23 protein-coding genes are annotated in these 26,128 nt (G+C 38.7%); all 23 read right to left on the reverse strand.

Annotated features, from left to right (window positions below):
* Positions 1-209: 209 nt before the first annotated feature.
* Positions 210-446: a YlzJ-like family protein gene (locus QUG14_RS09645; RefSeq protein ID WP_289340298.1), complete on the reverse strand. Its 237-nt coding sequence runs from the start codon at positions 444-446 to the stop codon at positions 210-212.
* The gene (locus QUG14_RS09650) at positions 443-1,195 is read right to left on the reverse strand and encodes a ClpP family protease (protein WP_289340299.1); all 753 of its coding nucleotides are present in this window, start codon (positions 1,193-1,195) and stop codon (positions 443-445) included. The genes QUG14_RS09645 and QUG14_RS09650 overlap by 4 nt, the downstream gene beginning before the upstream one ends.
* A 128-nt stretch (positions 1,196-1,323) precedes the next feature.
* On the reverse strand, positions 1,324-2,991 hold the full coding sequence (locus tag QUG14_RS09655) for a ribonuclease J (protein ID WP_289340300.1): 1,668 nt from the start codon (positions 2,989-2,991) through the stop codon (positions 1,324-1,326).
* A gap of 226 nt (positions 2,992-3,217) precedes the next feature.
* Complete coding sequence (dapA, locus tag QUG14_RS09660; RefSeq protein WP_289340301.1) at positions 3,218-4,084, reverse strand: 4-hydroxy-tetrahydrodipicolinate synthase; 867 nt, start codon at positions 4,082-4,084, stop codon at positions 3,218-3,220.
* An 84-nt stretch (positions 4,085-4,168) separates the two neighbouring features.
* Positions 4,169-5,413, reverse strand: a complete 1,245-nt coding sequence (dapG, locus tag QUG14_RS09665) for an aspartate kinase (protein WP_289340302.1) — start codon at positions 5,411-5,413, stop codon at positions 4,169-4,171.
* Positions 5,414-5,445: 32 nt separating this feature from the next.
* Positions 5,446-6,504 carry an aspartate-semialdehyde dehydrogenase gene (gene asd, locus QUG14_RS09670; protein WP_289340303.1) on the reverse strand — a complete coding sequence of 353 codons (1,059 nt, stop codon included), beginning with the start codon at positions 6,502-6,504 and terminating at the stop codon, positions 5,446-5,448.
* Positions 6,505-6,688: 184 nt separating this feature from the next.
* Positions 6,689-7,288: a dipicolinate synthase subunit B gene (gene dpaB, locus QUG14_RS09675; RefSeq protein WP_289340304.1), complete on the reverse strand. Its 600-nt coding sequence runs from the start codon at positions 7,286-7,288 to the stop codon at positions 6,689-6,691.
* On the reverse strand, positions 7,285-8,187 hold the full coding sequence (dpaA, locus tag QUG14_RS09680; RefSeq protein WP_289340305.1) for a dipicolinic acid synthetase subunit A: 903 nt from the start codon (positions 8,185-8,187) through the stop codon (positions 7,285-7,287). Before dpaA ends, dpaB begins: the two co-directional genes overlap by 4 nt.
* Positions 8,188-8,345: 158 nt before the next feature.
* Positions 8,346-8,603, reverse strand: a complete 258-nt coding sequence (locus QUG14_RS09685; protein ID WP_289340306.1) for a YlmC/YmxH family sporulation protein — start codon at positions 8,601-8,603, stop codon at positions 8,346-8,348.
* 229 nt (positions 8,604-8,832) lie between these two features.
* Positions 8,833-10,071, reverse strand: coding sequence for a M16 family metallopeptidase (locus QUG14_RS09690; RefSeq protein WP_289340307.1), 1,239 nt, complete (start codon positions 10,069-10,071; stop codon positions 8,833-8,835).
* A 70-nt stretch (positions 10,072-10,141) separates the two neighbouring features.
* Positions 10,142-11,089, reverse strand: a complete 948-nt coding sequence (locus QUG14_RS09695) for a polysaccharide deacetylase family protein (RefSeq protein ID WP_289340308.1) — start codon at positions 11,087-11,089, stop codon at positions 10,142-10,144.
* Between the two features lie 306 nt (positions 11,090-11,395).
* Positions 11,396-13,531, reverse strand: a complete 2,136-nt coding sequence (pnp, locus tag QUG14_RS09700; protein WP_289340309.1) for a polyribonucleotide nucleotidyltransferase — start codon at positions 13,529-13,531, stop codon at positions 11,396-11,398.
* A 223-nt stretch (positions 13,532-13,754) separates the two neighbouring features.
* Positions 13,755-14,024, reverse strand: a complete 270-nt coding sequence (gene rpsO, locus QUG14_RS09705; protein WP_179161203.1) for a 30S ribosomal protein S15 — start codon at positions 14,022-14,024, stop codon at positions 13,755-13,757.
* Positions 14,025-14,431: 407 nt separating this feature from the next.
* Positions 14,432-15,379 (reverse strand): bifunctional riboflavin kinase/FAD synthetase, encoded by a 948-nt coding sequence (ribF, locus tag QUG14_RS09710; protein WP_289340310.1) that lies wholly within the window; start codon positions 15,377-15,379, stop codon positions 14,432-14,434.
* Positions 15,380-15,412: 33 nt separating this feature from the next.
* The gene (truB, locus tag QUG14_RS09715; protein ID WP_289340311.1) at positions 15,413-16,333 is read right to left on the reverse strand and encodes a tRNA pseudouridine(55) synthase TruB; all 921 of its coding nucleotides are present in this window, start codon (positions 16,331-16,333) and stop codon (positions 15,413-15,415) included.
* Positions 16,334-16,393: 60 nt separating this feature from the next.
* Positions 16,394-16,765: a 30S ribosome-binding factor RbfA gene (gene rbfA / locus QUG14_RS09720; RefSeq protein ID WP_289340312.1), complete on the reverse strand. Its 372-nt coding sequence runs from the start codon at positions 16,763-16,765 to the stop codon at positions 16,394-16,396.
* A 16-nt stretch (positions 16,766-16,781) separates the two neighbouring features.
* Positions 16,782-17,063 (reverse strand): DUF503 domain-containing protein, encoded by a 282-nt coding sequence (locus tag QUG14_RS09725; protein WP_289340313.1) that lies wholly within the window; start codon positions 17,061-17,063, stop codon positions 16,782-16,784.
* Positions 17,060-19,330, reverse strand: coding sequence for a translation initiation factor IF-2 (gene infB / locus QUG14_RS09730; RefSeq protein ID WP_289340314.1), 2,271 nt, complete (start codon positions 19,328-19,330; stop codon positions 17,060-17,062). Before infB ends, QUG14_RS09725 begins: the two co-directional genes overlap by 4 nt.
* A 19-nt stretch (positions 19,331-19,349) precedes the next feature.
* A complete protein-coding gene (locus QUG14_RS09735) occupies positions 19,350-19,652 on the reverse strand; it encodes a YlxQ family RNA-binding protein (protein ID WP_289340315.1) in 303 nt (100 codons plus the stop codon).
* Positions 19,649-19,933 (reverse strand): RNase P modulator RnpM, encoded by a 285-nt coding sequence (gene rnpM / locus QUG14_RS09740; protein WP_289340316.1) that lies wholly within the window; start codon positions 19,931-19,933, stop codon positions 19,649-19,651. The genes QUG14_RS09735 and rnpM overlap by 4 nt, the downstream gene beginning before the upstream one ends.
* Before the next feature lie 15 nt (positions 19,934-19,948).
* Entirely contained in the window at positions 19,949-21,073 is a 1,125-nt protein-coding gene (nusA, locus tag QUG14_RS09745) for a transcription termination factor NusA (protein WP_289340317.1), read from the reverse strand.
* A gap of 43 nt (positions 21,074-21,116) precedes the next feature.
* A complete protein-coding gene (gene rimP / locus QUG14_RS09750; protein WP_289340318.1) occupies positions 21,117-21,587 on the reverse strand; it encodes a ribosome maturation factor RimP in 471 nt (156 codons plus the stop codon).
* A 213-nt stretch (positions 21,588-21,800) separates the two neighbouring features.
* Positions 21,801-26,123, reverse strand: a complete 4,323-nt coding sequence (locus QUG14_RS09755) for a PolC-type DNA polymerase III (RefSeq protein WP_289340319.1) — start codon at positions 26,121-26,123, stop codon at positions 21,801-21,803.
* Between the last annotated feature and the right edge of the window lie 5 nt (positions 26,124-26,128).

Raw genomic sequence — 26,128 nt, forward strand, 5'->3', positions numbered from 1 at the left:
TCTCCCAGCCCCGTCCTCCCGCAGGACATTGAATTACTTCCTCGAATCTGCCCACGCACGAAGAAAATGCGATAGCATTCGAGGAGTCTTCGTGCCTTCCGCGAAAATCAACATGTATCTTTAACAAAGCCTAATTACCCATAAAAGGAAGAAAGCAGCCCACAGTGGCTGCTCCTAGTTTCGTATCCTGATTATACCATAATTTCCTACTAGTTTGCGGACAATCCTTCAATGCTGGCACAAGAAATTTTAGTACCAGGGCATATGCGCTCATCTAAATAATGTTGCGGATCACTGCTTAATATACGTACCACTTGAACGTTTTGGGCATCAGACAGTTCGACTAAGAGTGATACTCCTTGATAGGTTACAGTTTGTTGTCTAGCAAAGGAGTCTGAATCAGTCGGAAAGATTAATTCTTGTGGCATCGTCGTATACAGAATCATTGAATCAGCCCTCCGCCCTCAACTTTAGATTGTTCAATTAATTCATTAAGTTTCTTCATTGCTGGTCCAAGTCCACCAACCTCATCTATCAATCCATATTCCACAGCATCTGGACCAATTACATTTGTCCCTATGTCACGAGTAAGATTTCCTTTTGCAAACATTAAGTCCTTAAATTTCTCTTCCGTAATCTTTGAGTGCTTGGTTACAAAGTTGACAACTCTATCTTGCATCTTGTCTAAATATTCAAATGTTGCCGGAACCCCGATTACGAGACCTGTTAAGCGGATGGGATGAATTGTCATCGTAGCCGTTTCGGCAATAAAGGAATGATCACAGGAGACTGCTATTGGCACTCCTATTGAATGCCCCCCACCTAAGACAATCGATACCGTTGGTTTTGAGAGTGTGGCCAACATTTCAGATATCGCCAAGCCGGCCTCCACATCTCCGCCAACTGTATTTAGGATGATCAGTACTCCTTCTATTTTGGGATTTTGTTCTATCGCTACTAATTGAGGAATCAAGTGTTCATATTTTGTAGTTTTATTTTGTGGAGGCAGCGCTAAATGACCCTCAATTTGGCCGATAATCGTTAAACAATGGATTTTTGAATCAGAAGATAGCTGAGGTACATTCGTTTGACCCAGCTGTTGTATTTTTTCCATTAAAGAAGAAGGCTTTTCCTCTTTTTGAGGTTCTTGCCCTTCCTGATTTCCAGCTTCGTTTTGTTGTCTATCCTTATTCATCATAAGTCTCCCTTCACGCATGATAACGTTAGTATTAACCTATGAAACAATTTCATTCTTAGATAAATGGAATAATCATGCACAAAATAAAGAAAGGCATTGGTTCCCCAATGCCTCTCTTAGCCTATTTATACTTCCATAATAATCGGAAGGATCATAGGTCTTCTTTTCGTTTTCTCAAACAAATACCGGTTTAATCCATCTCTAACATCCTGCTTAAGACTGGACCATTCAAAGGAATCTTTAGAAATGTTCTTTTGCACGATTTCTCGAACTAATTTTGTTGATTCATCCATTAATTTTTCTGATTCACGAACATAGACAAATCCTCGTGAAATAATTTCTGGGCCGGCAGCAATCTTCTTATCCTGACGTGTTAATGTTACCACTACGATTAAAATACCATCTTGAGATAAAAGTCTTCGATCACGTAAAACAATATTTCCAACATCACCGACACCGATACCATCAATTAAAACATTCCCGGATGGTACTTTCCCACTAATAGTTAATACTCCATCCTTATATTCTACTATATCCCCACGGTCTGGAATAATAATATTCTCATCAGAAATTCCACAATCAAGTGCCAGTTTCCGATGGGCTTTTAACATTCGATATTCCCCGTGCACTGGAATAAAAAACTTTGGTTTCATTAAGTTAATCATAAACTTTAATTCTTCTTGACTTCCATGACTGGAAACATGTATTGTTCTCTTTCCTGAAATAACATTAGCTCCTGCCCTAAAAAGCATATCCACGGTCCTAGAGATCAATAATTCACTTCCCCTTAGAGGTGAAGCAGCAATTAATACAGTATCCCCCGGCTGGATATTTACATATTTCGCAGTTTGTTTAGCCATCTTTTGAAGGGCTTCAATCGGTTCCCCTTGACTTCCTGTCATCAAAACAACGATTTGCTTGTCTTCATAGTTATTTATTTCGCTAACAGGGACAATAAGGTCTTCTTCCACCTCTAAATAGCCTAAATCTAGTGCGATATGATAGATTCTCTCAAGGCTTTTACCAACGACTGCTACTTTACGGCCATTATCCCTAGCAGCATCAAATATATGCTGAATTCTGTTTATGTCAGAGGCAAAGCATGCTGCAATAATTCTTCCACGTGTATTATAAAATGCAGTTGATAATTCCCGCTCAACAATTGCCTCAGAAGTAGTGTATCCAGGTTTCTCTGCTTCTGTACTATCTGAAAGTAAGCATAGTACACCATTTTCTCCGATTGCAGCCATTTTTCCTATTTCAGGTTTATACAGCTTTGTAGCGGCTTGATCAAATTTAAAATCTCCGGTATATACAATGCTGCCTTCTGAAGTATGAACACAAACCCCAACTGAATCGGGAATACTGTGATTTGTTCGGAAGAAACTCACCTCAACGGAATTCATTTGTACAATACTATCCGAAGTTATTTCAATAAAGTTCGTTTTCCCGCTAAACTCCTGCTCTTTCAGCTTTGCGTTTGCGAGAGCGAGGGTAAGTTTTGTTCCGTAAACAGGTATGTCCATTTGGCGGAGAAGGTAGGAAAGGGCACCGATATGGTCTTCATGACCATGTGTTAGGAATACCGCCTTTACTCTTTCCTTGTTTTCAGTCAAATAACTGATGTCTGGAATAACGATATCAATGCCAAGCATTTCATCCTCGGGGAACATTAGCCCGGCATCAATGATATAAATATCCTTGTCCACTTCGACAAGATACATGTTTTTTCCGATTTCTCCAATACCACCAAGCGTTATAATCTTAATGGAACTATTTTTTCTATTTATCAATTTCCGTTTCCTCCTATGTTGATTGTCTAGCTCATGCACTTTTCACTAGAGGGCTTCGACATTCCAAATATTGCCCGATCGAAATCAGTTATGCTTATTATACTTGAAACATGAAAACCTTTACAACCAAATTTAGTTGTTTTTACCATTGTAGGAAAATAAGTGAGAGGGAAATGTTTAGAAATTAAAAAATGCCAACCGATTTTTATCGATTGGCATTGCATAATCATACTAATAATTTACTTAATGTTGACCGTTCTTGTTCCGTTAATGGGACTAGTGGCAATCTTACAGATCCTACATCGAGTCCTTTAACCTGGAGAGCCGTTTTAACAGGAGCGGGGCTTGGAGCCGCAAAGAGTCCCTGCATGAGCGGAAGAAGCTGTTGGTGTAGACTTGCCGCCTTTGCATTGTTACCTTCTAAAAAGGCCATCACCATCTCTTGCATTTCGTTCCCAATCACATGGGAGGCAACAGAAACCACTCCTACCCCGCCAATAGACAGAACCGGGATGGTCATTCCATCATCGCCACTATACAGATCAAAATCACTGTCAGTATTTGCAATAATGCGGGTCATAGCATTTAGGTCACCGCTTGCTTCTTTAACAGCAACGATATTAGAGACTTGGGACAGCCTAATAATGGTTTCGGGATGAATATTTACCGCTGCTCTTCCTGGAATATTATAAACCATCACAGGCAGAGCAGTGGCAGCTGCAACAGACTTAAAGTGTTGATACAAACCTTCTTGATTCGGTTTATTATAATAAGGTGCCACCACCATAATACCATCCACACCAAGTTGCTCAGCTTTTCGAGTAAGTTCCACGGAAGCGTAGGTATTATTGCTGCCTGTTCCTGCAATTACAGGTATTCTTTTCTTAACCACCTTCACGACATGGTCAAATAATGCCAATTTTTCTTCCTTTGATAGTGTTGGCGATTCACCAGTCGTCCCAGCGACAACAAGAGATTCCGTACCATTCTCTATTAAATAATTGACTAATTGAGTGGTCTTCGAAAAATCAATATGACCTTTTTTATCAAAAGGTGTTACCATGGCAGTTGAAACTCGCCCAAAATGAACCATTTTACTACTCCTTTCAATTACGAAAATCCAGATGTGACAATTGGCAGTTCAGATTCAAACTGCCTTTTATCAATCCTTCCTATATTAGATATCCGTAAGCTTTGATTCAAGTCCTTCTTCTTCAAGATGAAAGGCGTCATGTAATGCATTCACTGATTTTACCAAATCGTCCTGCTTGACTAGTACCCAAATGGTTGTATGGCTATCAGCTGATTGTAGGATGCGAATTCCATTCTCAGAAAGTGCGGTAACAATTTTAGAAGTAACACCCGGAACCCCAGCAATTCCTGCTCCAACTACAGAAACTTTTGCACAATGACGCTCTACTACAGGTTCATGACCTATTTCCTTTAAGACCTTTATTGCTCTTTCACTCATTTCATCGGTAACGGTGTAAACAACTCCATTAGGTGAAATATTGATGAAATCCACACTGATTTTTTCATTTGCCATTGCTTTAAAAACTTCTGCTTGTAAGTAGTATTGGTCTTTTTTTGCAAAAACCTTAATTTGGGTCACATTCGAAACATGTGCAATTCCAGTAACCGTTCTTTCTTTTATATCGCTACCTCGAGATTCTTTCGAAATGGCGGTTACCAATGTTCCTAAATTATCTGAATAGGTGGAGCGAATTCGAATAGGTACCTTTGATTGCATAGCGATTTCAACAGCTCTTGGGTGAATTACCTTTGCCCCTTGATACGCCATATTACATAGCTCTGTATAGGTAACTACTGAAAGCCTCCTCGCATTTTCAGCGATTCTAGGATCTGCTGTCATGATTCCTTCAACGTCGGTAAATATATCAATCCATTCTGCATTAAGTGCAGCTCCTAAGGCAGCGGCTGACGTATCACTGCCACCTCGTCCAATTGTAGTGATGTCACCGTTCTTTGCAGCACCTTGAAATCCAGCAACAACAACCACATCATTATGTTCTAATTCTCTTAGCAATCGGTCACATTTCATTTCAATAATCTTTGCTTGGGAATGGTCATTATTCGTTCGAAATCCCGCTTGAGCCCCTGTCAAAGCAATCGCCTTGATCCCACTTTCTATCAGCATGTTTGAAAAAACGATACTTGAAATGATCTCACCGCAGGATAATAATAAATCATGTTCCCGTTTACTAACATTGCTATGATTACCACCAATTAAAGAGAGAAGTGTATCTGTGGCATAGGGATCACCTTTTCTTCCCATCGCAGATACTACGACTACAACCTTATAGCCATCAGCTAATGCTTTTCCGATATGTTTCTTAGCATGTTGCCTGCTTTCTTTATCCCTGACAGATGTCCCGCCAAATTTTTGAACTATTATTTTCATAGACAATTAAACCTGCCTTTTTAATCAAACCATTATTTTTTTTCCGTGATTAATCCTAGCTTTATTAAGCTTTCTGCAATTTGAACTGAATTCCAGGCAGCACCCTTGAGTAAATTGTCAGAAACAACCCACATATGAAAACCACGGCTCTCATTTAGGTCGTTACGAATTCTACCTACAAACACATCATTACTTCCTACGCAGTTTGCAGGCATTGGATATACTTGATTCTCTGGATCATCTTGTAAAACAACCCCTGGTGCCGAACTTAATAATTCCTTTAATTCACCAGCACTTACTCCGTCTGCTTCAATTTCAAAATAAACTGATTCAGAGTGACCGACTGCAACTGGTAATCTCACACAAGTCGCGGCAACAGGCAGATCTGGTAAATGCATTATCTTTTTTGTTTCATTTATCATTTTCATCTCTTCAAAAGTATAACCGTTTTCTTGGAACTTATCTATTTGTGGTATCGCATTAAAGGCAATTTGATAGTGTTTCTTGTCACCTTTAACAGGTAAAATCTTCGGTTCTACTTTTTCCCCATTAAGAAGGGATTTCGTTTGTTCCTGTAATTCCTCAATTGCAACAGCTCCTGCACCTGAAACTGCTTGATAGGTGGAAACAATCACTTTTTTAAGTCCATATTTTTTCCTAATTGGTTCTAAGGCTACTACCATTTGGATAGTGGAACAATTTGGGTTTGCAATAATACCATTATGATTATGCAAATCATGTTCGTTAACCTCTGGGACCACTAGAGGAATATCTTGATGCATTCTAAAAGCACTTGTGTTGTCTACTACGATTGCTCCGTGTTTAACAGCCTCAGGTGCAAGTTCTTTTGAAATATTGCCACCTGCCGAGAATAAAGCTATATCAACTCCAGCAAAGCTTTCAGGCTTCGCTTCTTGAATGGTATGCTCAACACCCTCAATCGTAACTTTTTTACCAGCTGAACGCGCAGAAGATAAGAGAGTTAATTGACTAATTGGGAATTTTTCTTTCATTAACGTTTGGATCATTTGTTGACCCACTGCTCCTGTTGCTCCTACGACAGCTACATGATATCCACTTGTTTGACTCATTTTCTAGTACCCCTTTCAATCTTTCATCTATTATTTATTGGTTATTTCTGTTCATGGAAAAGAATCAGAAAAGGTTAATATAAATTCTCATCAGTGAGAAAATTAGTCCCACTGATGATTGAATTATTAATATATTAACATATTCCCTGAAAGAAAAAACCATATTTGACGAAAGGAGTTAGAATTAGTCTGTATCTCTATATCTTTCTATCAAAACAGGCTGAATTTGGCGGCCTTCAATGGCTGCTTCTACGGTTTCCATTAACATTGGCATTCTTGCTACCATTGAGTTTGGCTTCTTGATTGGGTCGTCCTGCCCATATGGAATAAAATAAATATGTTTTGTTGCCATTAGTCTCATTAAGTTAACACCGTTAAGACCCAATGCATCATTTGTTGAAATACCAAGTACAACCGGTTTTAAATTTCGAAGTGTGGCTTTTGCAGCCATTAGTACAGGGCTATCATTCATTGCATTCGCAAATTTACTCATCGATACACCGGTTAGCGGGGCAATTACCATACAGTCTAAAGGAATTTTCGGACCCAAAGGCTCTGCTTTAACAATTGAATCTATCGCTCTGTTTCCAGTTAAATCTTCGATTCTCTGAATCCAGTCTTCCCCTTTTCCAAAACGAGTTTCTGTATTTTTCACTGTAAATGTAACAACTGGTAAGACCTCGGCACCTGCTTGAACTAACTTCTCTATTTCCGGAAATACCGCATCATACGTACAGTGAGATCCAGTTAAACCAAAGCCTATTTTTTTTCCTTTTAAACTCATTTTACTATCCCCTTTCGCTTACCTAAATCATCTTGAAGCAATTGGGCCAGAACATTGGCTAGTATTTGACCAGCTGTTTTTGGCGCGACAATTCCAGGTAATCCTGGTGCAAGCAGTGCTTTTATGCCTCTTTTTTCTGCATACCTAAAATCTGTTCCACCTGGCTTTGAAGCTAAATCAATGATCAGTGTATGAGCAGGCATTTTGGAAATAACTGAGGCCGTTACAATTAATAATGGAATTGTATTGATTAAGATATCAGTATCTTTAATCTGTTGGTCTACTTCGTTTAAATGGAAAGGGGTTAAACCCATTTCCGTAATTCTAGCAAGATGCTCACTTTTTCTGGCACCAACCTTTACCTTTGCCCCAAGTGCATGGAAGGTTCTTGCCACACTCATTCCTACTCTTCCTAAACCTAAAACCGCAATATTGGAGCCATGAATCGTAAAATCAGTATGCTGGATGGCCATCATAATCGTTCCTTCTACTGTCGGAATAGAATTGTATATGGCCACATCGTCCCTCTCAAAAAGCTGAATAAGTGGACGATTTGCCTCCTTTGTAATACCGTTTAAATATGCATTACTAATTCCGGAGTAAATGGGACAATGATCAGGTGTTTTCTTAAGCATATCGGCTGTCAAAACTACCTTTTCATTCGAAAAGATTGTTTCAACATGCCCTTCTAAATTTGTACCGGGTACCGGTAAGATAAAAGCATCCATATTTGAAAAATCGACTTCATCCAACTTTTCCTTCACAGCGCCTGTGAACGCGTGATCAAGCTGCTCGAAGCCAATCAAAGATAATCTAGCATCTAACTCGGTTAACTTCCGGATAATCTCCAGCTGTCTTGCATCTCCACCGATCACGGCTATCTGCATCCCTGTCAGCATGAAATCATTCACCTTCTTTTTTTAAAAATCCAAGCAGAAGTCTTTTTCTTCTTATCACTTCAACATCTTATGTAAGAATGAATGAATCTGTGAGTTTTCCATTTACAGATAAATAAAAAAGCCCAAGCAAAATTTTATTTGCTTGGGCTTTGAGACTTTTATCCATTTTCCACTTCTTCTTCTTCCTTTACATCAATAATGATCATATCAGTTCCTATTTTCTTTATGTGCTGCCATGGCACTCTAATTTCTCCACCTTGTTTCCTAAATCCAAACCACTTCACGGATGGAATGAGCAATGCTTGTATTTGCCCTGTGTTTTCATTAATTTCAAGATCAGTTTGACCTAGTACACCTAAACGCTCTGCCTTTTTTACATCCACAATTTCTTTGCCACTTAATTCACTTAACCTCATCTTAATAGGCTCCTCTCTCAACACTCTATACTATATGTGTATCGATGGAACAGCTAATTTAGACTAAGAAAAGTGGAAGCGCCTTGTCCAGGGGCGACAGGCATAAGACGAGCCTGCTAGAAGGTTGTTCTTTAACCTTCTTGACGGATTGGCTTAGACCTGAGAGCCCCTAGGCGCTGGAACTAGACACTAAAAGAAAAAACAGTTCTAGGGTGAACTGTTTTTTCTTTTAGATTAAGTTCTTTGGTAATTCCCCATTCGGGCTAATTAACGAAATAGAGTATTTGTCTGTGAAAACAGATGTTGCCATCCCATCTACACTTTGTTTCGTAACTTGATCAATTTGCTCAATAATTTCATCAAGTGAACGGTGGCGTTTTAAAAGAAGTTCATTTTTCCCGTTTCGACTCATCCGGCTGTTTGTGCTTTCCAAACCTAACATTAAACTTCCTTTTAATTGCTCCTTGCTATTGTTTAATTCTTTTTCAGTAATTCCATCTTGTTTTAATTTTTCAAGTGTTGCTTGTATCGTTTCGAATAACACATCCATCTGTTTTGCCCCTGTTCCACCATAAACGGTTACCACGCCGTTATCTTGATAAGCGGAATGATAAGAGAAGATTGAATATGCTAATCCTCGCTGCTCACGAACGTCTTGGAATAATCTGCTGCTCATGCTGCCGCCTAAAATATTATTTAAAATAATTAAACTGTAGACATCTTCATGGCCAATCTTTAACCCTTCGAAACCAATACATAGATGTGCTTGTTCTGTTTCTTTCTTACGAGATAATCGATTCGATTGGAAGACTGGAATATTTTCATGTGTTGAGCTATTTCCACCCTCATAAGAACCAAAATACTTTTCAACCTCAAGAATAAATTTATCAGAAATATTTCCAGCAATCGAAATGACAACATTTTCTGGTGTATAACGATTATGGATATAGTCTTTAAGTGTTGCCCCTGTAAATGTATTTAAGGTTTCCTCAGTCCCTAGAATAGGATATCCAAGTGGATGATCTCCATAAATGGCACGGCTGAGTAAATCATGAACAATATCATCAGGAGTATCATCATACATCTTAATTTCCTCTAGAACTACATTTCTTTCTTTATTTAACTCTTCTTCAACAAAGGTTGAATTGAAGAACATATCTGCTAACACATCTAAAGCGAATTGAGCATGTGTATCCAGAACTTTAGCATAGTAGCATGTGTATTCTTTAGAGGTAAAAGCATTCACTTGACCGCCAATACTATCAAAGGATTCAGCTATTTCTTTCGCCGAGCGTGTTTTCGTCCCTTTAAAAAACATATGCTCTAAAAAGTGCGAAATACCATTCGTTTGGGGATTTTCATTTCTTGAACCAGTGCCAATCCATACTCCAATTGCCACAGATCTCACGGTTGGAATATTTTCTAATACAATTCTTACTCCATTTTTGCAAGAATATTTGTTAATCATTAAAATCCTCCTGTCTATAGAAAACGGAAACTTAAGCTTTTTCCTTTATTATCTGGATACTGTGATAAATTTATTTCATAATTCTTTCTTCACTCAATAAATCGCTTACAGAACCTATTCTTAATCCCTTTTCTTCAATGAGTGTGATAAGACGATCTAAAGATTTTGCTGTAGATTCTGTTGGATGCATGAGAACCATTGAACCATTGTCAATTTTAGAGATAACACGATGGATTAATTGGTCAGGTGTGGGTTTTTGCCAATCGATCGTATCCACTGTCCACATAACTGTTTTCATCTTGTATTCAGCTGCAATTTTAACGGTTTCATCATGGTAACTGCCACTGGGCGGTGCAAACCAAATACTTTTTTTACCAGTTGCGGCTTCAATGACTTCATTCGTTTTAACCAATTGCTCCCTAGTCTGAGCAGCCGTTAATCTTTTCATGTCAGGATGGGTGTAGGAATGATTCCCCACCTCTTGTCCAGCACCCACAATCATTTTGGCCAATTCAGGATTATTTTTCACCCATCTACCCTCAAGGAAAAAACTAGCTTTTACCTGGTGTTTCTTCAGGGAAGCAAGAATTTCAGGTAAGTATTCATTACCCCAAGCTACATTTATTATGAAGCTTACCATTGGTTTATCAGGATGCCCCCGATATATGGGAGAAGCCGGCAAATCCTTCAAATGTACCGATGGTTCTGTTTGTTTATATACTAATTTTTTTTCATTGAATATACCAAATTTCTTCATATTCTTATATGAAGCATTAATATCAACACTTAACCCATTATAGCCTGGGATCGCTTTCCACACTCTATCGATTTTAGCATTAGAAGGTGGTATTTCATATGTAGAAGCATTTTCAACAATACTTTGATATAGAGGATCTTCTTGCTTTCCCACGGTCAGCCCGTTTCCTTTTAGTGTTGTCACATAAGTATCCACCAGAGGATTGTTCACCGAGACCCACGCAGTTAGTAATAAGAAAGCAATCATACTTAACTTCTTCATTTTTTACCTTCCCCCTTCATATTAAATATATGAATTATAGGGACAAGGTAGAACTAAAAGCGAATGCGCCTTGCACAGGGGCGACAGGCATAAGACGAGCAGGCTAGAAGGTTGCTTTTTAACCTTCTGGACGGATTGGCTTAGACCTGAGAGCCCTTAGGCGCTCCTCAGAAAAGCTAAAGCTTTTCTTTCGTGCGAGGTAACGCTTCCGAAGCTTACTCTTTTGTAGCTAGATAGAACTAGATGAACTAACATGGAAAAAGTCAGGGTTCCCCCTGACCTCATATCAAAGCTAACGAGTCAGCTTTATTGTTTTTCTTCAGTCTTTTCAGCCTTTTCAGCTTTTTCACGTTGTTCCTTTAATATTGCTTTACGTGATAAGTTTACACGGCCTTGTTTATCAATTTCAGTAACTTTTACTAAAATCTCATCTCCGATGGAAACAACATCTTCGACCTTTCCAACTCTCTCTTCAGCCAATTCAGAAATATGGACAAGTCCATCTTTCCCAGCGAAAATTTCAACAAAGCACCCGAATTTTTCAATTCGTTTAACCTTACCAAGATACATTTGGCCAACTTCAACTTCACGTACGATATCTTCAATAATTTTCTTCGCTTTTTGATTCATTGCTTGATCAGTGGAGGCAATAAATACTGTCCCATCCTGTTCAATGTCAATTTTAACACCAGTTTCTTCAATGATTTTATTGATTTGCTTACCACTTGGTCCAATGACATCACGAATCTTATCTGGATTAATCTTCATGGTTAAAATCTTTGGTGCAAATTGAGAAAGCTCAGTTCTCGGCTCAGCAATTGTTGCAAGCATCGAATCAAGGATATGCATTCTTCCTTTTTTAGCCTGTTGAAGCGCTTCTTCAAGAATTTCACGAGAAAGACCTTTAATCTTTATATCCATTTGAAGTGCAGTTACTCCCTTGGCTGTTCCTGCTACTTTAAAATCCATATCACCCAGGTGGTCTTCCATCCCTTGAATATCAGATAATACAGTGTAGTATTCACCTGATGCTACAAGTCCCATCGCAATACCAGCAACTGGTGCTTTAATAGGAACACCTGCATCCATCATCGCTAGTGTACTCGCACAGATACTTGCTTGAGAAGTAGAACCATTTGATTCAAGTACTTCAGAAACAAGACGAATCGTATATGGGAAATCCTTTTCAGATGGCACGATTGGTTCTAGAGCCCGTTCACCAAGAGCACCGTGCCCAATTTCACGACGACCTGGTCCACGGATTGGTCCCGTTTCACCAACACTAAATAGTGGGAAGTTATAATGGTGCATAAAACGCTTTTCCTCTTCGATACCCAATCCATCTAGAATTTGAACATCTCCCATTGCACCTAATGTACAAATACTTAATGCTTGGGTTTGTCCACGAGTAAACAATCCAGATCCATGTGTACGCGGCAGAATACCTACCTGTGAAGATAATGGACGTATTTCGTCAATTTTTCGGCCATCAGGACGAATTTTCTCAACAGTTATTAAACGGCGAACTTCACCTTTTACAATTTTATCCAATATTTGTTTTACCTGCTTCAAGTCATCGTCATTTGCTTCATTCTCTTGGAACTTTGCAATTACACGATTCTTTACTTCTTTAATAGCATCCTCACGAGCATGCTTTTCTTGAACCTGAATGGCGGTTACCATATCAGTTTCACACAGTTCTCTAACTTCAGCTTCTAAATCCTTATCAAGTTCATAAAGAATAACTTCTCTTTTTGGTTTGCCAGCCTCAGCCATAATTTTTTCTTGGAATTCAATGAGACGTTTAATTTCTTCATGTCCATACATGATTGCCTCAAGCATTACTTCCTCAGAAACTTCATCTGCACCGGCTTCAACCATATTGATTGCATCTTTCGTACCTGCAACCGTTAAATGAATATCACTTTTTTCAGCTTGTTCTACTGTCGGATTAATCACAAACTCTCCACCGACTCTACCAACAATGACACCAGCAATTGGTCCCTCAAATGGAATATCTGAAGTACAAAGTGCTAATGAAGACCCAAACATTGCTGCCATCTCTGATGAACAATCCTGATCTACGCTCATAACAATGCTGATTACTTGTACATCATTACGGAAACCATCAGCAAAAAGAGGACGAATTGGGCGGTCAATTAATCGACTTGCTAAAATTGCCTTTTCACTAGGACGTCCCTCACGTTTAATAAAACCACCAGGGATTTTCCCCACTGCATATAATCGCTCTTCATAGTTACAAGTTAATGGGAAAAAATCTAGGTTTTTCGGTTCTTTTGATGCAGTAGCTGTACTTAAAACTGCAGTATCACCATAACGGATCATTACTGCTCCATTTGCTTGTTTGGCTAGTTGTCCGATTTCAACCGTTAATTTACGCCCAGCCCAATCCATGGAATACTCATATTTCGTTTGTTCCATTTTATTACCCCTCTCTATCCAAATCACTTTAGAGGATAATGCGATAATATCGCTCTAATCATCTAATATAAAAAAAGCGTTTATAGCTTATGTTATCAATACAAATATACTAATAGTATGCACAAATTTTCGCGACTTAAAATATGTATATAAGATTTTGTCCTACTCTTGTTACTACTTTTTAAACCTAACAAAAAAGCGGGAAAAATCCCGCTTCCTTTGATTATCGACGAAGTCCAAGTTTATTGATTAATACACGGTAACGTTGAACATCTTTATTACGTAGGTACGTTAAAAGATTACGACGCTTACCAACCATTTTCAACAGACCGCGACGTGAGTGGTGGTCCTTTTTATGAGTACGTAAGTGCTCATTCAAATTGTTGATTGATTCAGTAAGGACAGCGATTTGAACCTCTGCAGATCCAGTATCGGCTTCATGAGTTTTGTACTCATTGATAAGTTCGTTTTTACGTTCTTGAGTGATTGCCATCCTATTCACCTCCTAAATTTTCTATCCCCTGTTACTGAGCAAGCGTCGGTGACTCGACTTGCCAAGCAAAGGTTATTTTTAGTACGTTAATAAGAATACAACGTTTCACGCCAAAAAGCAAGTTCTATACTAAGAAAGTGCTGTTTTTCGCAACTATTTGGTAAGTGTTTGTCGATTGGCTGTGTTAAAACAGACTGCTGATATGCGCTCCACTAAGGAAAGCATCGTTGAATAATCACCGCAGTGACAGGCGGTTTCTGCCTGTCGCGAGGCGCTATGCTTTCCGCGGGCTCGCCCGTGAGCCTCCTCTGTCGTCCCGACCTGCGGGGTCTCACGGTGCTCGTACATCCCGCTGGAGTCAAGCGCCTTCCGCTCCTATCAACAGGTGCTAATATCAATAGTATCCTTTAACACAGCCTTTTATTAAAGTATTCAATAGCATTTTGCTTGTCTCTTTCTATTTGTGAGACTAGTTCATCTATGCCGGTGAATTTTTGTTCTTTTCTTAGGTATTGATGCCATTCAACGGTTACTTGTTGGCCATAAATATCTTCTTTAAAGTCAAATATATGGACTTCAACGGATACTTTTAAGGCTTCTTTATTGAAGGTTGGTTTGTAACCTACATTACAAACACCTTCGTACCAGCTCTCACCTATCTTGATTTTCACAGCGTATACACCGAGTGGAGGTACGATATATTCATCAATTGTATCGACGTTGGCAGTTGGAAAACCAATCGTTCTGCCCCTTTTATCTCCATGGACGACTATTCCTTCAGTCTGATAGAACCTTCCTAGTAACTCAGGCAGCTGGACTGTTTTTCCATCTCTAATGTACTTTCGGATTCGTGTTGAACTTACTTTTTCATCACCACTGGTGAATTTTTCAACCACGGAAAAGGTGAATTTTTCTCTTGAATGGAAGGGTAGACTCTCCATTGTGCCCTTTCCCATCCGGCCATAAGAGAAATCAAAACCAGCAACCACATGTTTTACATTTAAGTCAATCACATACTGGTCGATAAATTCTTGAGGCAGCAAGTTAGCAAATTCTGTAGTAAAATGAACTACGAAGAGATAATCGATGCCTAAATCCTCAATAATTTTTATTTTTGCAGGTAAAGGAGTTATATACTGAACATGCTTTTGATTTTTACCTAAAACGACCGATGGGTGTGGATCAAATGTCATAACTGCAGAATGAAGTCCTTTTTGAACTGCTTGTTCTTTTGCTTCCAGTATGACTTTTTGGTGCCCACGATGAACACCATCAAAATAGCCAAGTGCCATTGATAATGGCGGCAGTACTGCTTTATCTATATTTAATGGGAATGTTAACTTGATAACTTCCAAATGAAACTCACCTTTTTCTAGACCGTAACCTTTTTAACCTTGATCATTACGCAAAACTTTTACTGGTTTTAGCAGCCCAGGCTTGTTCGGATGAACCGAATAAATGGCTAGTGCCTTTCCTTCTTCGTTTTCCGCGCATATAGGTCCGTTACTGTTTTTTAAATAATCCGGTATTGGTAAAAGTGCGCCATTTTTCACTTTCTCTGCTACTTTATCATTTATTATGTATTTCGGCAAATGAGAAAGTGCCAATTCTAAAGGTCTTAAACATGTGGCAATCGTACCGGTTTCCATTAACTTTTCAACCTGTTCAAACGTTAGGCAATCATCAATGGTAAATGCAGCTGATTGGACTCTAATTAAATTTGACATATGTGCAGGATAACCGAGAGCATCACCAATCATAACTGCTAATGTCCTAATGTAAGTTCCTTTACTGCAACTTACTCTAAAACGAAATGAAATGATTTCACCTGAAAACTCTTCTCGATCATCTAGTAACTCTATAGAATAAATAGTCACTTTTCTTGTTGGACGTTCTACTTCAATCCCTTTGCGTGCATATTCATATAAACGAGTACCATTTACCTTTACCGCTGAATACATCGGTGGCGTTTGCTCTATTTCACCTGTGAATGAATCAAGTACTTGAAGAATTTCCCTTCTGAGGATGGTGCCTCCTACTCTTTTTTCCTCAACCTTTTCACCAGAAGCATCTTCTGTTGTTGTGGAAAAGCCAATTGTTACCTCGCCTTCATAACTCTTTCCGGCATCGGTTATGTATTCTGCTACTTTCGTTGCTTTTCCTATACAAATAGGAAGAACACCGGTTACATCCGGGTCTAATGTACCCGTATGACCCACTTTTTTCGTTTTTAAAATTTTTCTCAGTTTAAACACACAATCATGCGACGTCAATCCAGCCGGTTTAAATAGAGGCAGTATTCCTTCCATGGCGGGTCGCTCCCATCCTAATTTGTTTCGAAAAAAAAGGATAGACATTTGTCTATCCACTTATTCTTCTTCATTTTTTTCCATGCTTTTTTCATCATTGTGCAATTGATGAATGAGTGAATTAATTCGATTTCCGTACTCCATTGATTCATCCCATTCAAAAAGGATTTCTGGGGTTTTACGAAGGCGGATACGGTGTCCAATTTCTGTCCGGATAAATCCTTTCGCCTTTGCAAGACCTTTCAGCGTGTTTTCCTTTTGTTCTTCATCGCCCAATACTGATATATATACTTTTGCTTGTTGGAGATCTCCTGTTACTTGAACATCAGTAACCGTCACAAATCCGATCCGAGGATCTTTAATTTTTCGACCGATGATTTCACTTAGTTCTTTCTTCATTTGTTCTCCAACACGATTTGCTCTGTGGCTCATCACTTCACCTCTTAACTTAAAGCCATTCTATATCGGTGATCGTTCTTTCTATTTCAGGAAAAGAATCAATTAATTTAAGTGCATTTTGTAGTTCCAGTTCTGTCATTACCGTGTTAGATGTTACAGCAACGATCGCAATTTTCGTTCTTTGCCACACATCCTGATAGCCGACTTCTGAAACTGATACATTAAATTTTTGTTTTAACCTGGTGAGAATTCGCTGCAAAACAGAACGTTTCTCTTTTAAAGAATGAGCATCGTAGATGATACATTCACATATGGCGATACCTACAATCATTTACGCTCTATTTCTTCCATAACGTAAGCTTCAATAATATCTCCTTCTTTAACATCATTGAAGTTTTTAATTGTCACACCACACTCATAACCTTGTGAAACCTCTTTGGCATCGTCTTTAAAACGTTTTAACGCATCGATTTGTCCTTCAAATATGACTACACCATTACGAATTAAACGAATTCCGCTATCACGGGTAATTTTTCCATCCGTTACATAAGAACCAGCAATGGTTCCAACCTTAGAAACTTTAAAGGTTTGGCGAATTTCCGCTTGACCGATAATTTTTTCTTTAAATTCAGGATCAAGCATACCTTTCATGGCAGCTTCAATTTCTTCAATAACTTTGTAAATGATGCTGTGGAGACGAACGTCTACCTTTTCTTGTTCGGCAGCACGCTTTGCATTGACATCAGGACGAACGTTAAAGCCAATGACAATCGCATTTGAAGCGGATGCCAGTGTAATATCCGACTCATTGATGGCGCCAGCACCACTATGAATAATTCTGATATTTACGCCTTCAACGTCAATTTTTTGCAATGAAGCAGCAACAGCTTCAGCTGAACCTTGAACATCCGCTTTAAGGATGATGTTTAGATCCTTCATCTCGCCTTGCTTTAACTGTTCAAATAAATTGTCAAGGCTGACAATCGATTTTTCACCACGTTGTGCTGCTAAAGCCTGCTGTGCACGTGCCTCACCAACTTGACGAGCAGTTTTCTCATCGTCAAATACAACGAAACGGTCACCAGCTTGCGGAACATCACTTAACCCTGTAATTTCAACTGGTGTAGATGGTCCAGCTTCTTTTACACGGCGTCCTAGGTCATTTACCATTGCACGAACACGGCCATATGTGTTTCCGACTACAATTGGGTCACCTATTTTCAGTGTACCGTTCTGAACGAGCAACGTAGCCACTGATCCACGGCCTTTATCTAATTGCGCTTCAATGACGGTTCCAACCGCTTTACGATTAGGGTTTGCTTTCCATTCTTCCACTTCACTGACGAGAAGAATCATCTCTAACAAGTTGTCAATTCCTTCACCTGTTTTCGCGGATAGCGGAACAAAGATTGTTTCTCCACCCCATGCTTCAGAAACTAATCCATGCTCAGTTAACTCCTGCATAACACGATCTGCATTGGCAGCTTCTTTATCCATTTTATTAACGGCAACGATAATTGGAACCTCAGCAGCTTTTGCATGGTTAATCGCTTCAACGGTTTGTGGCATAACACCGTCATCGGCTGCAACCACTAGGATGGTGATATCAGTAATTTTCGCTCCACGTGCACGCATAGTTGTAAAAGCAGCATGTCCTGGTGTGTCAAGGAAGGTAATCTTCTTTCCATTTTCAACAACTTGGTAAGCACCGATATGCTGAGTAATACCGCCAGCTTCACCTTCGGTTACCTTTGTATGACGAATGGAATCAAGCAAAGTTGTTTTACCGTGGTCAACGTGACCCATAATCGTTACAACTGAAGGTCTTTCAACAAGTTCTTCAGGTGGATCTTCTGTAAAATAAACTTCAAGATCTGTGGCATCGATTTTAACTTCTTCTTCTACCTCAACCCCGTATTCACCTGCAATTAATTCAATAGCATCTTTATCTAAGACCTGATTAATTGTCGCCATAACTCCAAGTAAAAACAGCTTTTTGATAATTTCAGAAGGTTCACGGTAGATTTTCTTAGCTAGTTCGCCTACAGTCAGTGATTCACTAAAAGTAATTTTAGCAGGCAGTTCTTTTACTTTCTTTACTTGAGGCTGTGCCTGCTGAACCGGTGTATGATTCTTTTTCCGGTTGTTATTATTATTGCGATTTTGATTATTATTATTAAAAGGTTTTTTATTACCTTTTCCAGCGCTGAACACTTTATTTTCCTTAGATTGGAATTGTTGGTTTTGCTTTTTAGTATCGACTGTCTTTGGTGGAGAGGCAACTTTCACCTTGCTTGGTGTAGTAGTTTTTGCATCGTCATCCTCAAAAGCCTTTGGACTTGTTTTACTTTGCACTTGTGGTTTAACTCCCTGCTGTGGTTTCTGATTTTGGCGATTTTGTTGTTGTGGTTTTGTTTGCTTTTGCTGTGAATTACCTTGGCTTTTATTATAAGTTGCATCAAGTTTAACAACAGCTGCATCTTCAATAGTAGCCATATGATTCGAAACCTCAATATTCATTTCTTTCAATTTGGTAATTACATCTTTACTTGAGATATTGTGTTTCTTTGCGTATTCATAAACACGTATTTTACTCATATTTTCACCCCCGCTAGAATTAATCGAGCAACGTCATCAGTTTTTTTGCAAATCCATCATCCAGTACAGCTACAACAACGCGGGCTTCTTTGCCAATCGCTTGGCCTAGAAGGTGGCGATCTTCCACTAGTTTATAGGGAACTTCGTATGACTTACATTTATCTGTAATTTTTTTTGTCGTATTTGCAGATGCATCTGCCGATAATAAAACGAGTTTTGCTTTTCCGCTGCGAATCTCCTTAACAGAAAGCTCCTCACCTGATATGATTTTCCGTGCTCGATTTGCTAAGCCAAGTAACGACGCCCATTGATTTGTTTTCATATGGACTGCCTATTTTCCTTTTCAATCATTTCCAATAGTTCTTCATATAATTTCTCATCTATGGATACCTGTAAATGATTGGATAAGGTATTTTTTTTCTTGGCTAATAGGACTGCTTCTTTGTCCTTTGAAAGGTATGCACCTCTACCCGACTTTTTCCCTGTTAAGTCGATAGATACATCTCCTTCTTTAGAGCGAACGATGCGAACGAGTTCTTTTTTCGGTTTCATATCACCGGTTGCGACACACTTACGCATAGGAACTTTTTTACGATTGTTCACGATCATTCACCTCACTTATAAATCCTTTTCTTCTTCATCATTAAAATCAACATCTACTTGATCATCAAAAAGTCGAATCATTTCTTCACGTGGATAGATTCCTAGTTCACGTGCTTCTGTTTCAGATTTAATATCTATTTTCCAACCTGTTAACTTTGCGGCAAGGCGGGCATTTTGTCCACGCTTTCCAATTGCCAGTGAAAGTTGGTAATCTGGTACTACGACGGTCGTAGCTTTTTCAGATTCATTCACCATTACATCTAACACTTTAGATGGACTTAGAGAATTTGCAACAAAGATGACAGGATTGTCAGACCATTTAACGATATCAATTTTTTCACCTTTTAGTTCATTCACTACTGCTTGAACCCTTGTACCCTTTGGACCGACACAGGATCCAACTGGATCTACTTCATTGTTATCGGAATGAACTGAAATTTTCGAACGGTCACCTGCTTCACGAGCAACAGATTTTATTTCAACCGTTCCATCATAAATTTCTGGAACCTCAATTTCAAACAATCGTTTAAGAAGTCCAGGATGGGTACGGGAAACGAAAATTTGAGGACCCTTTGTCGTTTTTTCTACTTTGGTAATAAAGACTTTAATACGGTCATGAGGCTTATAACGCTCATTCGGCATTTGTTCATTTACTGGTAGTAAAGCTTCAATTTTCCCAAGGCTGACATAAATAAATTTTGAATCAAGCCTTTGAACGATTCCAGTCATGATATCTTCTTCACGATCGATGAACTCCGAATAAATTATCCCTCTCTCGGCTTCCCTAACCCTTTGTGTTACGACTTGTTTTGCTGTTTGAGCAGCAATTCTGCCGAAGTCCTTAGGCGTTACTTCCATTTCTACAACATCTTCAACTGAATAGTTAGGGTTAATGTTTCTTGCATCAGCTATAGATATTTCAAGACGAGGGTCAAAAACTTGATCCACTACTTCTTTTCTTGCAAAAACTCTCATTGAGCCAGTTTGCAAGTTTAAGTCAATCCGAACATTTTGGGCTTGATTGAAATTGCGTCGATATGCCGATACCAGTGCAGCTTCAATCGCATCAATTAATACATCTCTAGAAATGCCCTTTTCTCTTTCTAGTATTGTAAGAGCATCTAATAATTCGCTGCTCATTTGATTTTATCCCCCTATCCTAAATATATTTATCTTTCATTAATTATGAGAAGATAACAGCTAGTCTTGCACTAGCTACTTTTTCGTAAGGAATCTCGATTTCTTTTTTACGGGTTTTGATTTTCATCTCAATTTTTACTGTTTGCCCGTCATAATCAAGTAATTTCCCTTCAAACCCTTTTTCACCGTCAATTGGCTCGTAAGTTTTAATAAACACATTTTTGCCAATTGCCTTTTCAAAATCTTTTGCTTTTTTAAGCGGTCGTTCAGCACCTGGAGAAGATACCTCAAGAAAATAATTATGGGTTATCGGGTCTAGCTCATCGAGTTTTTCACTAAGCTTTTCACTGACAATGCCACAGTCCTCAATATCAACACCGTTTTCTTTATCAATATATACGCGCAGATACCAATTTTTCCCTTCTTTAAGAAACTCAATTTCCACTAATTCTAAACCAAGCTCTTGGATTATTGGTTGCGCTAGCTCTTCTACTACCTCTGTTACTTTGCTCATGTTTAACCTCCTTTACCGACATTTTCACCCATATTATACGTATTTCACGGAAAGTTTTATTAATTACTCTACAAAAAAATCCTTATACAAAAACGAAAGAGCGGGTTTCCCCACTCTTGAACACGAGAGTATTTCTTAGTATTTCCAATAAAACTATACCATAACCAAATTTTATATGCAAACCGAAACGCATGAAGTCAAGGGTTTTACTCTCTAAAATAGAGATAACTGGTTTTGCTCAGGCAATGAACCTAGACAGCCTTGTTTATCTAAATATTCTAGAATAGTTTTTGACACTTTACCTCGTTGCTGTAAATCCTCTTTAGAAAGAAACTCACCATCTTGTCTAGACTTCACAATATTATAAGCCGCATTAGTCCCAAGCCCAGGTATGGAATTAAATGGCGGGATTAATGAATTCCCTTCAATGATAAACTCTGACGCGTCTGACTTATATAAATCGTAATTCTGGAAAGAAAAGCCCCTTTCCGTCATTTCAAGTGCAAGTTCAAGTACTGTTAACAAGTTTTTTTCCTTGTTTGAAGCCTCAAGACCCTTTGCATTAATTTCCTCAATCTTTGCCCGAATCGATTCTGAACCTCGTGACATTGCTTCTATATCGAAATCCTCTGCACGAACAGTAAAATAGGCAGCGTAATATAAAAGTGGAAGATGCACCTTGAAATAGGCAATTCTAACCGCCATTAACACATAGGCCGCAGCGTGAGCCTTCGGGAACATATACTTAATCTTTTTACACGAATCAATATACCATTCAGGAACTTCATTCTTCCTCATTTCGGCTTCCATATCTTCAGAGAGGCCTTTCCCTTTACGGACGGATTCCATAATTTTAAAAGCAAATGATGGTTCTAGTCCCTGATAGATTAGATAGACCATGATATCATCACGACAACCAATAACTTCACTGAGATTACAAGTTTGATTATGAATTAATTCTTGTGCATTTCCCAGCCATACATCTGTTCCATGCGATAATCCTGAGATTTGAACCAATTCAGAGAAAGTTGTTGGTTTTGTATCTTCTAACATTTGACGGACAAAACGTGTACCGAATTCAGGAATTCCAAGGGTTCCTGTTTTACACATAATTTGCTGTTCCGTTACACCTAATGATTCTGTTCCACTAAAGATTTTCATCACTTCTGGATCATCTGTAGGAATTGTTTTTGGATCTATCCCACTCAGGTCTTGAAGCATTCTGATTACAGTTGGGTCGTCATGGCCTAGTATATCTAGTTTTAAGACATTATCATGAATAGAATGAAAATCAAAATGAGTCGTCTTCCATTCTGAATTTCTATCATCAGCAGGGAATTGGATTGGTGAAAAGTCATAGACATCCATGTAATCAGGTATAACAATTATACCGCCAGGATGCTGGCCAGTTGTTCTTTTAACACCTGTACAACCGGAGGCAAGTCGTTCTATTTCTGCCCCACGCAATTGTAGATTATTGTCCTGTTGATATGCCTTTACATACCCGAAAGCCGTTTTATCGGCTACCGTTCCAATTGTACCCGCTCTAAAAACATTATCTTCTCCAAAAAGTACCTTCGTATAGTTATGTGCTCGCGGTTGGTATTCTCCAGAAAAGTTCAAATCGATATCGGGTACCTTGTCCCCTTTAAAACCAAGGAAGGTTTCGAAGGGAATATCATGTCCGTCTTTTCGGTATTTACCGCCACATTCTGGACAGTCCTTATCAGGTAAATCAAAGCCTGAACCAACCGAACCGTCATTAAAAAACTCAGAATGCTTACAGTTTGGACAAACGTAGTGTGGTGGTAGTGGATTCACCTCGGTAATCTCTGTCATGGTGGCAACAAGGGATGAACCAACAGAACCACGTGAACCAACAAGGTATCCATCATCCAATGATTTTTTTACTAGTTTATGTGAAATCAAGTAGATTACCGCGAAACCATGACCAATGATACTCTTCAATTCTTTTTCAAGTCGCGCCTCAACGATTTCAGGAAGATTTTCTCCGTAAATCCTCTTCGCCATTGAATAACTCATCTCACGCATTTCTTCATCTGCGCCTTCGATTTTTGGCGTATACAAGTCGTCTTTAATCGGTTTAATGACATCAATCATATCAGCTATTTTGTTTGTGTTTGTAATAACAATCTCTTTAGCCTTTTCTCCTCCTAGGAAAGAAAACGCAGCAAGCATTTCATTGGTTGTCCTGAAATGGACATCTGGCAATTTGTGACGATTTAGCGGATTTGCTCCACCTTGTGAATTCACCAATATTTTACGGTAAATTTTATCATTTTCATTCAGATAATGGACATTACCGGTCGCCACAACGGGAAGACCCAATTTTTCACCTAACTTTACAATATTACCAATAATATCTTCTAACGCTTTTTCATCTCGAACGAGTTCCATCTCAATCAGTGGTGCATTAACTTCCTTCGGCATGACCTCAAGATAATCATAGAATTGTGCATAGGCTTCCACTTCATCAGGAGATTTTTGCATCATCCCCTCAAAAACTTCACCTTTATTACAACCGGAACCAACAAGAATTCCTTCTCTATATTTTTGAAGAACGGAACGCGGTAACCTAGGTACTCTATAAAAATATTCAATATGAGCAATCGATACGAGTTTAAATAAATTCTTTAAACCCACTTCCGTTTGAGCAAGTAACGTACAATGGTATGGACGCGCTCGCTGGTAAGCATTTCCTTTTCCCATATTATCGTTAAATTGATCATGAAACTCTATTCCTTTTTCAGATGCATCCTTCAGCATTTTCAAAAGTAAATAACCTGTAGCCTCTGCGTCGTAAATTGCTCTGTGATGCTGAGTTAATTCAATATCAAATTTCTTTGCTAAGGTATTTAAGCGATGATTTTTCATTTCTGGGTAAAGAAATCTACCGAGTTCAAGGGTATCAATAACAGGATTTTTAGCCTTTTCAATGCCAATGTTTTTATAACCAACATTTAAGAAACCCATATCGAAGGAAGCATTGTGCGCTACGAGAACGGAGTCTCCTACCCAATCATGAAACCTTTGAATGACCTCGCCAATCTCAGGAGCATTTTGTACCATATCATCCGTTATTCCAGTTAAATTGATTGTTGTTGCCGAAAGCCGATGATGCGGATTTGCAAATGATTCAAAACGGTCAATGATTTCCCCATCTTTGATTTTCACTGCCGCCAATTCAATAATTGTATCGTAAACGGCCGATAAGCCTGTCGTTTCTACGTCAAATACTACAAAGGTATCCTCAGCCAATAACCTGTGAGCATCATTATAGGTAATTGGAACACCATCATCCACAAGATTTACTTCTACACCATAGAGAATCTTGATATCATTTTTCTTCCCAGCACTATATGCCTCTGGAAAAGATTGAGCAACCGCATGGTCGGTAACCGCAATTGCCTTATGTCCCCACTTCTTTGCTTGCGCAATAAGCGCTCCAACAGGAGTGACAGCATCCATCGAGCTCATTGGCGTATGAAGATGAAGTTCCACACGCTTTTGGTCCTCCGGTGCTGTATCCTTACGGCCTTCGGGTTTAATTTCGTTTATATCATTTCCAATCATGACTAAATCACGTACAAAGGTATCATTTTGAATGCTTCCTCTTACTTTTACCCACATACCTTTTTTGACTAACTGGTAAAGGGCCGCGTCTTCTTTATCACGAGAAAACATTTTAACCATTAACGAGCTAGTATAATCGGTAATCTTAAAGGTTAGTAGTGTACGGCCACTTCTTAGTTCCCTTGTTTCCGCATCAAAAATATACCCTTCAACAGTGACTCTTCTTTCTTCATCAATAATATCAATCATGTTTCTATGATCTTGATCATCTTTGATGGTAAGCCCAATCGAAAGTGGTCCCTCAGGAACAGCACCTCCTGCATCCTTCTCAGCTTCTTTCTTTTGTAGATCTGCTAAAGCCATGAGCCCGCGTTCTTGATCTTCTTTTTGTTTCGCTAGTAAAAATTGTTGATATTCGTCATTCTTTTCACCACTTTGAATGTCTGTGTCAACGGTTAAAGTCGGAAATCCATACGATTGATAAAGGCTCGTGATTAATGTTCCATATTTCCTTTTTAGAGCCATTCCTTCAGTCTCATTCCGTACTGAAATCGTCAACTTATTCCCACTAGCTTCCGGTACCTGTTCATTCATTAATTTTAACATTGGCGGTGAAATGCCATCGATTTGCTGAATACTATAATTCCAGTACTCTAAAAGTAATTCTGGATGAAAACTTGGATTCTCTACTTTTATTTCATAGGTAATCTTCGCAATATTTGAGAATTTTCTTTCGAGTTGAGTAGTAAATCGAAGATATAAACTAAAAGGAAGAATATTTTCTAGTAAAAATTGAAAATGCCATTTGCGTGCTTTTTTTTCTACAATCAATCTTTCAATTTGAGCATTTTGAAATTGTGCTACAACAGCGTCCTCTTTTAATTCTAGTTGCTGGAGCAAGAGTAAGAATCGCTCTTTTTTGCCAGTGGCATGTTCGCTCATCATTC

The organism is Neobacillus sp. CF12, assembly GCF_030348765.1.
Lineage (GTDB): Bacteria > Bacillota > Bacilli > Bacillales > Cytobacillaceae > Neobacillus.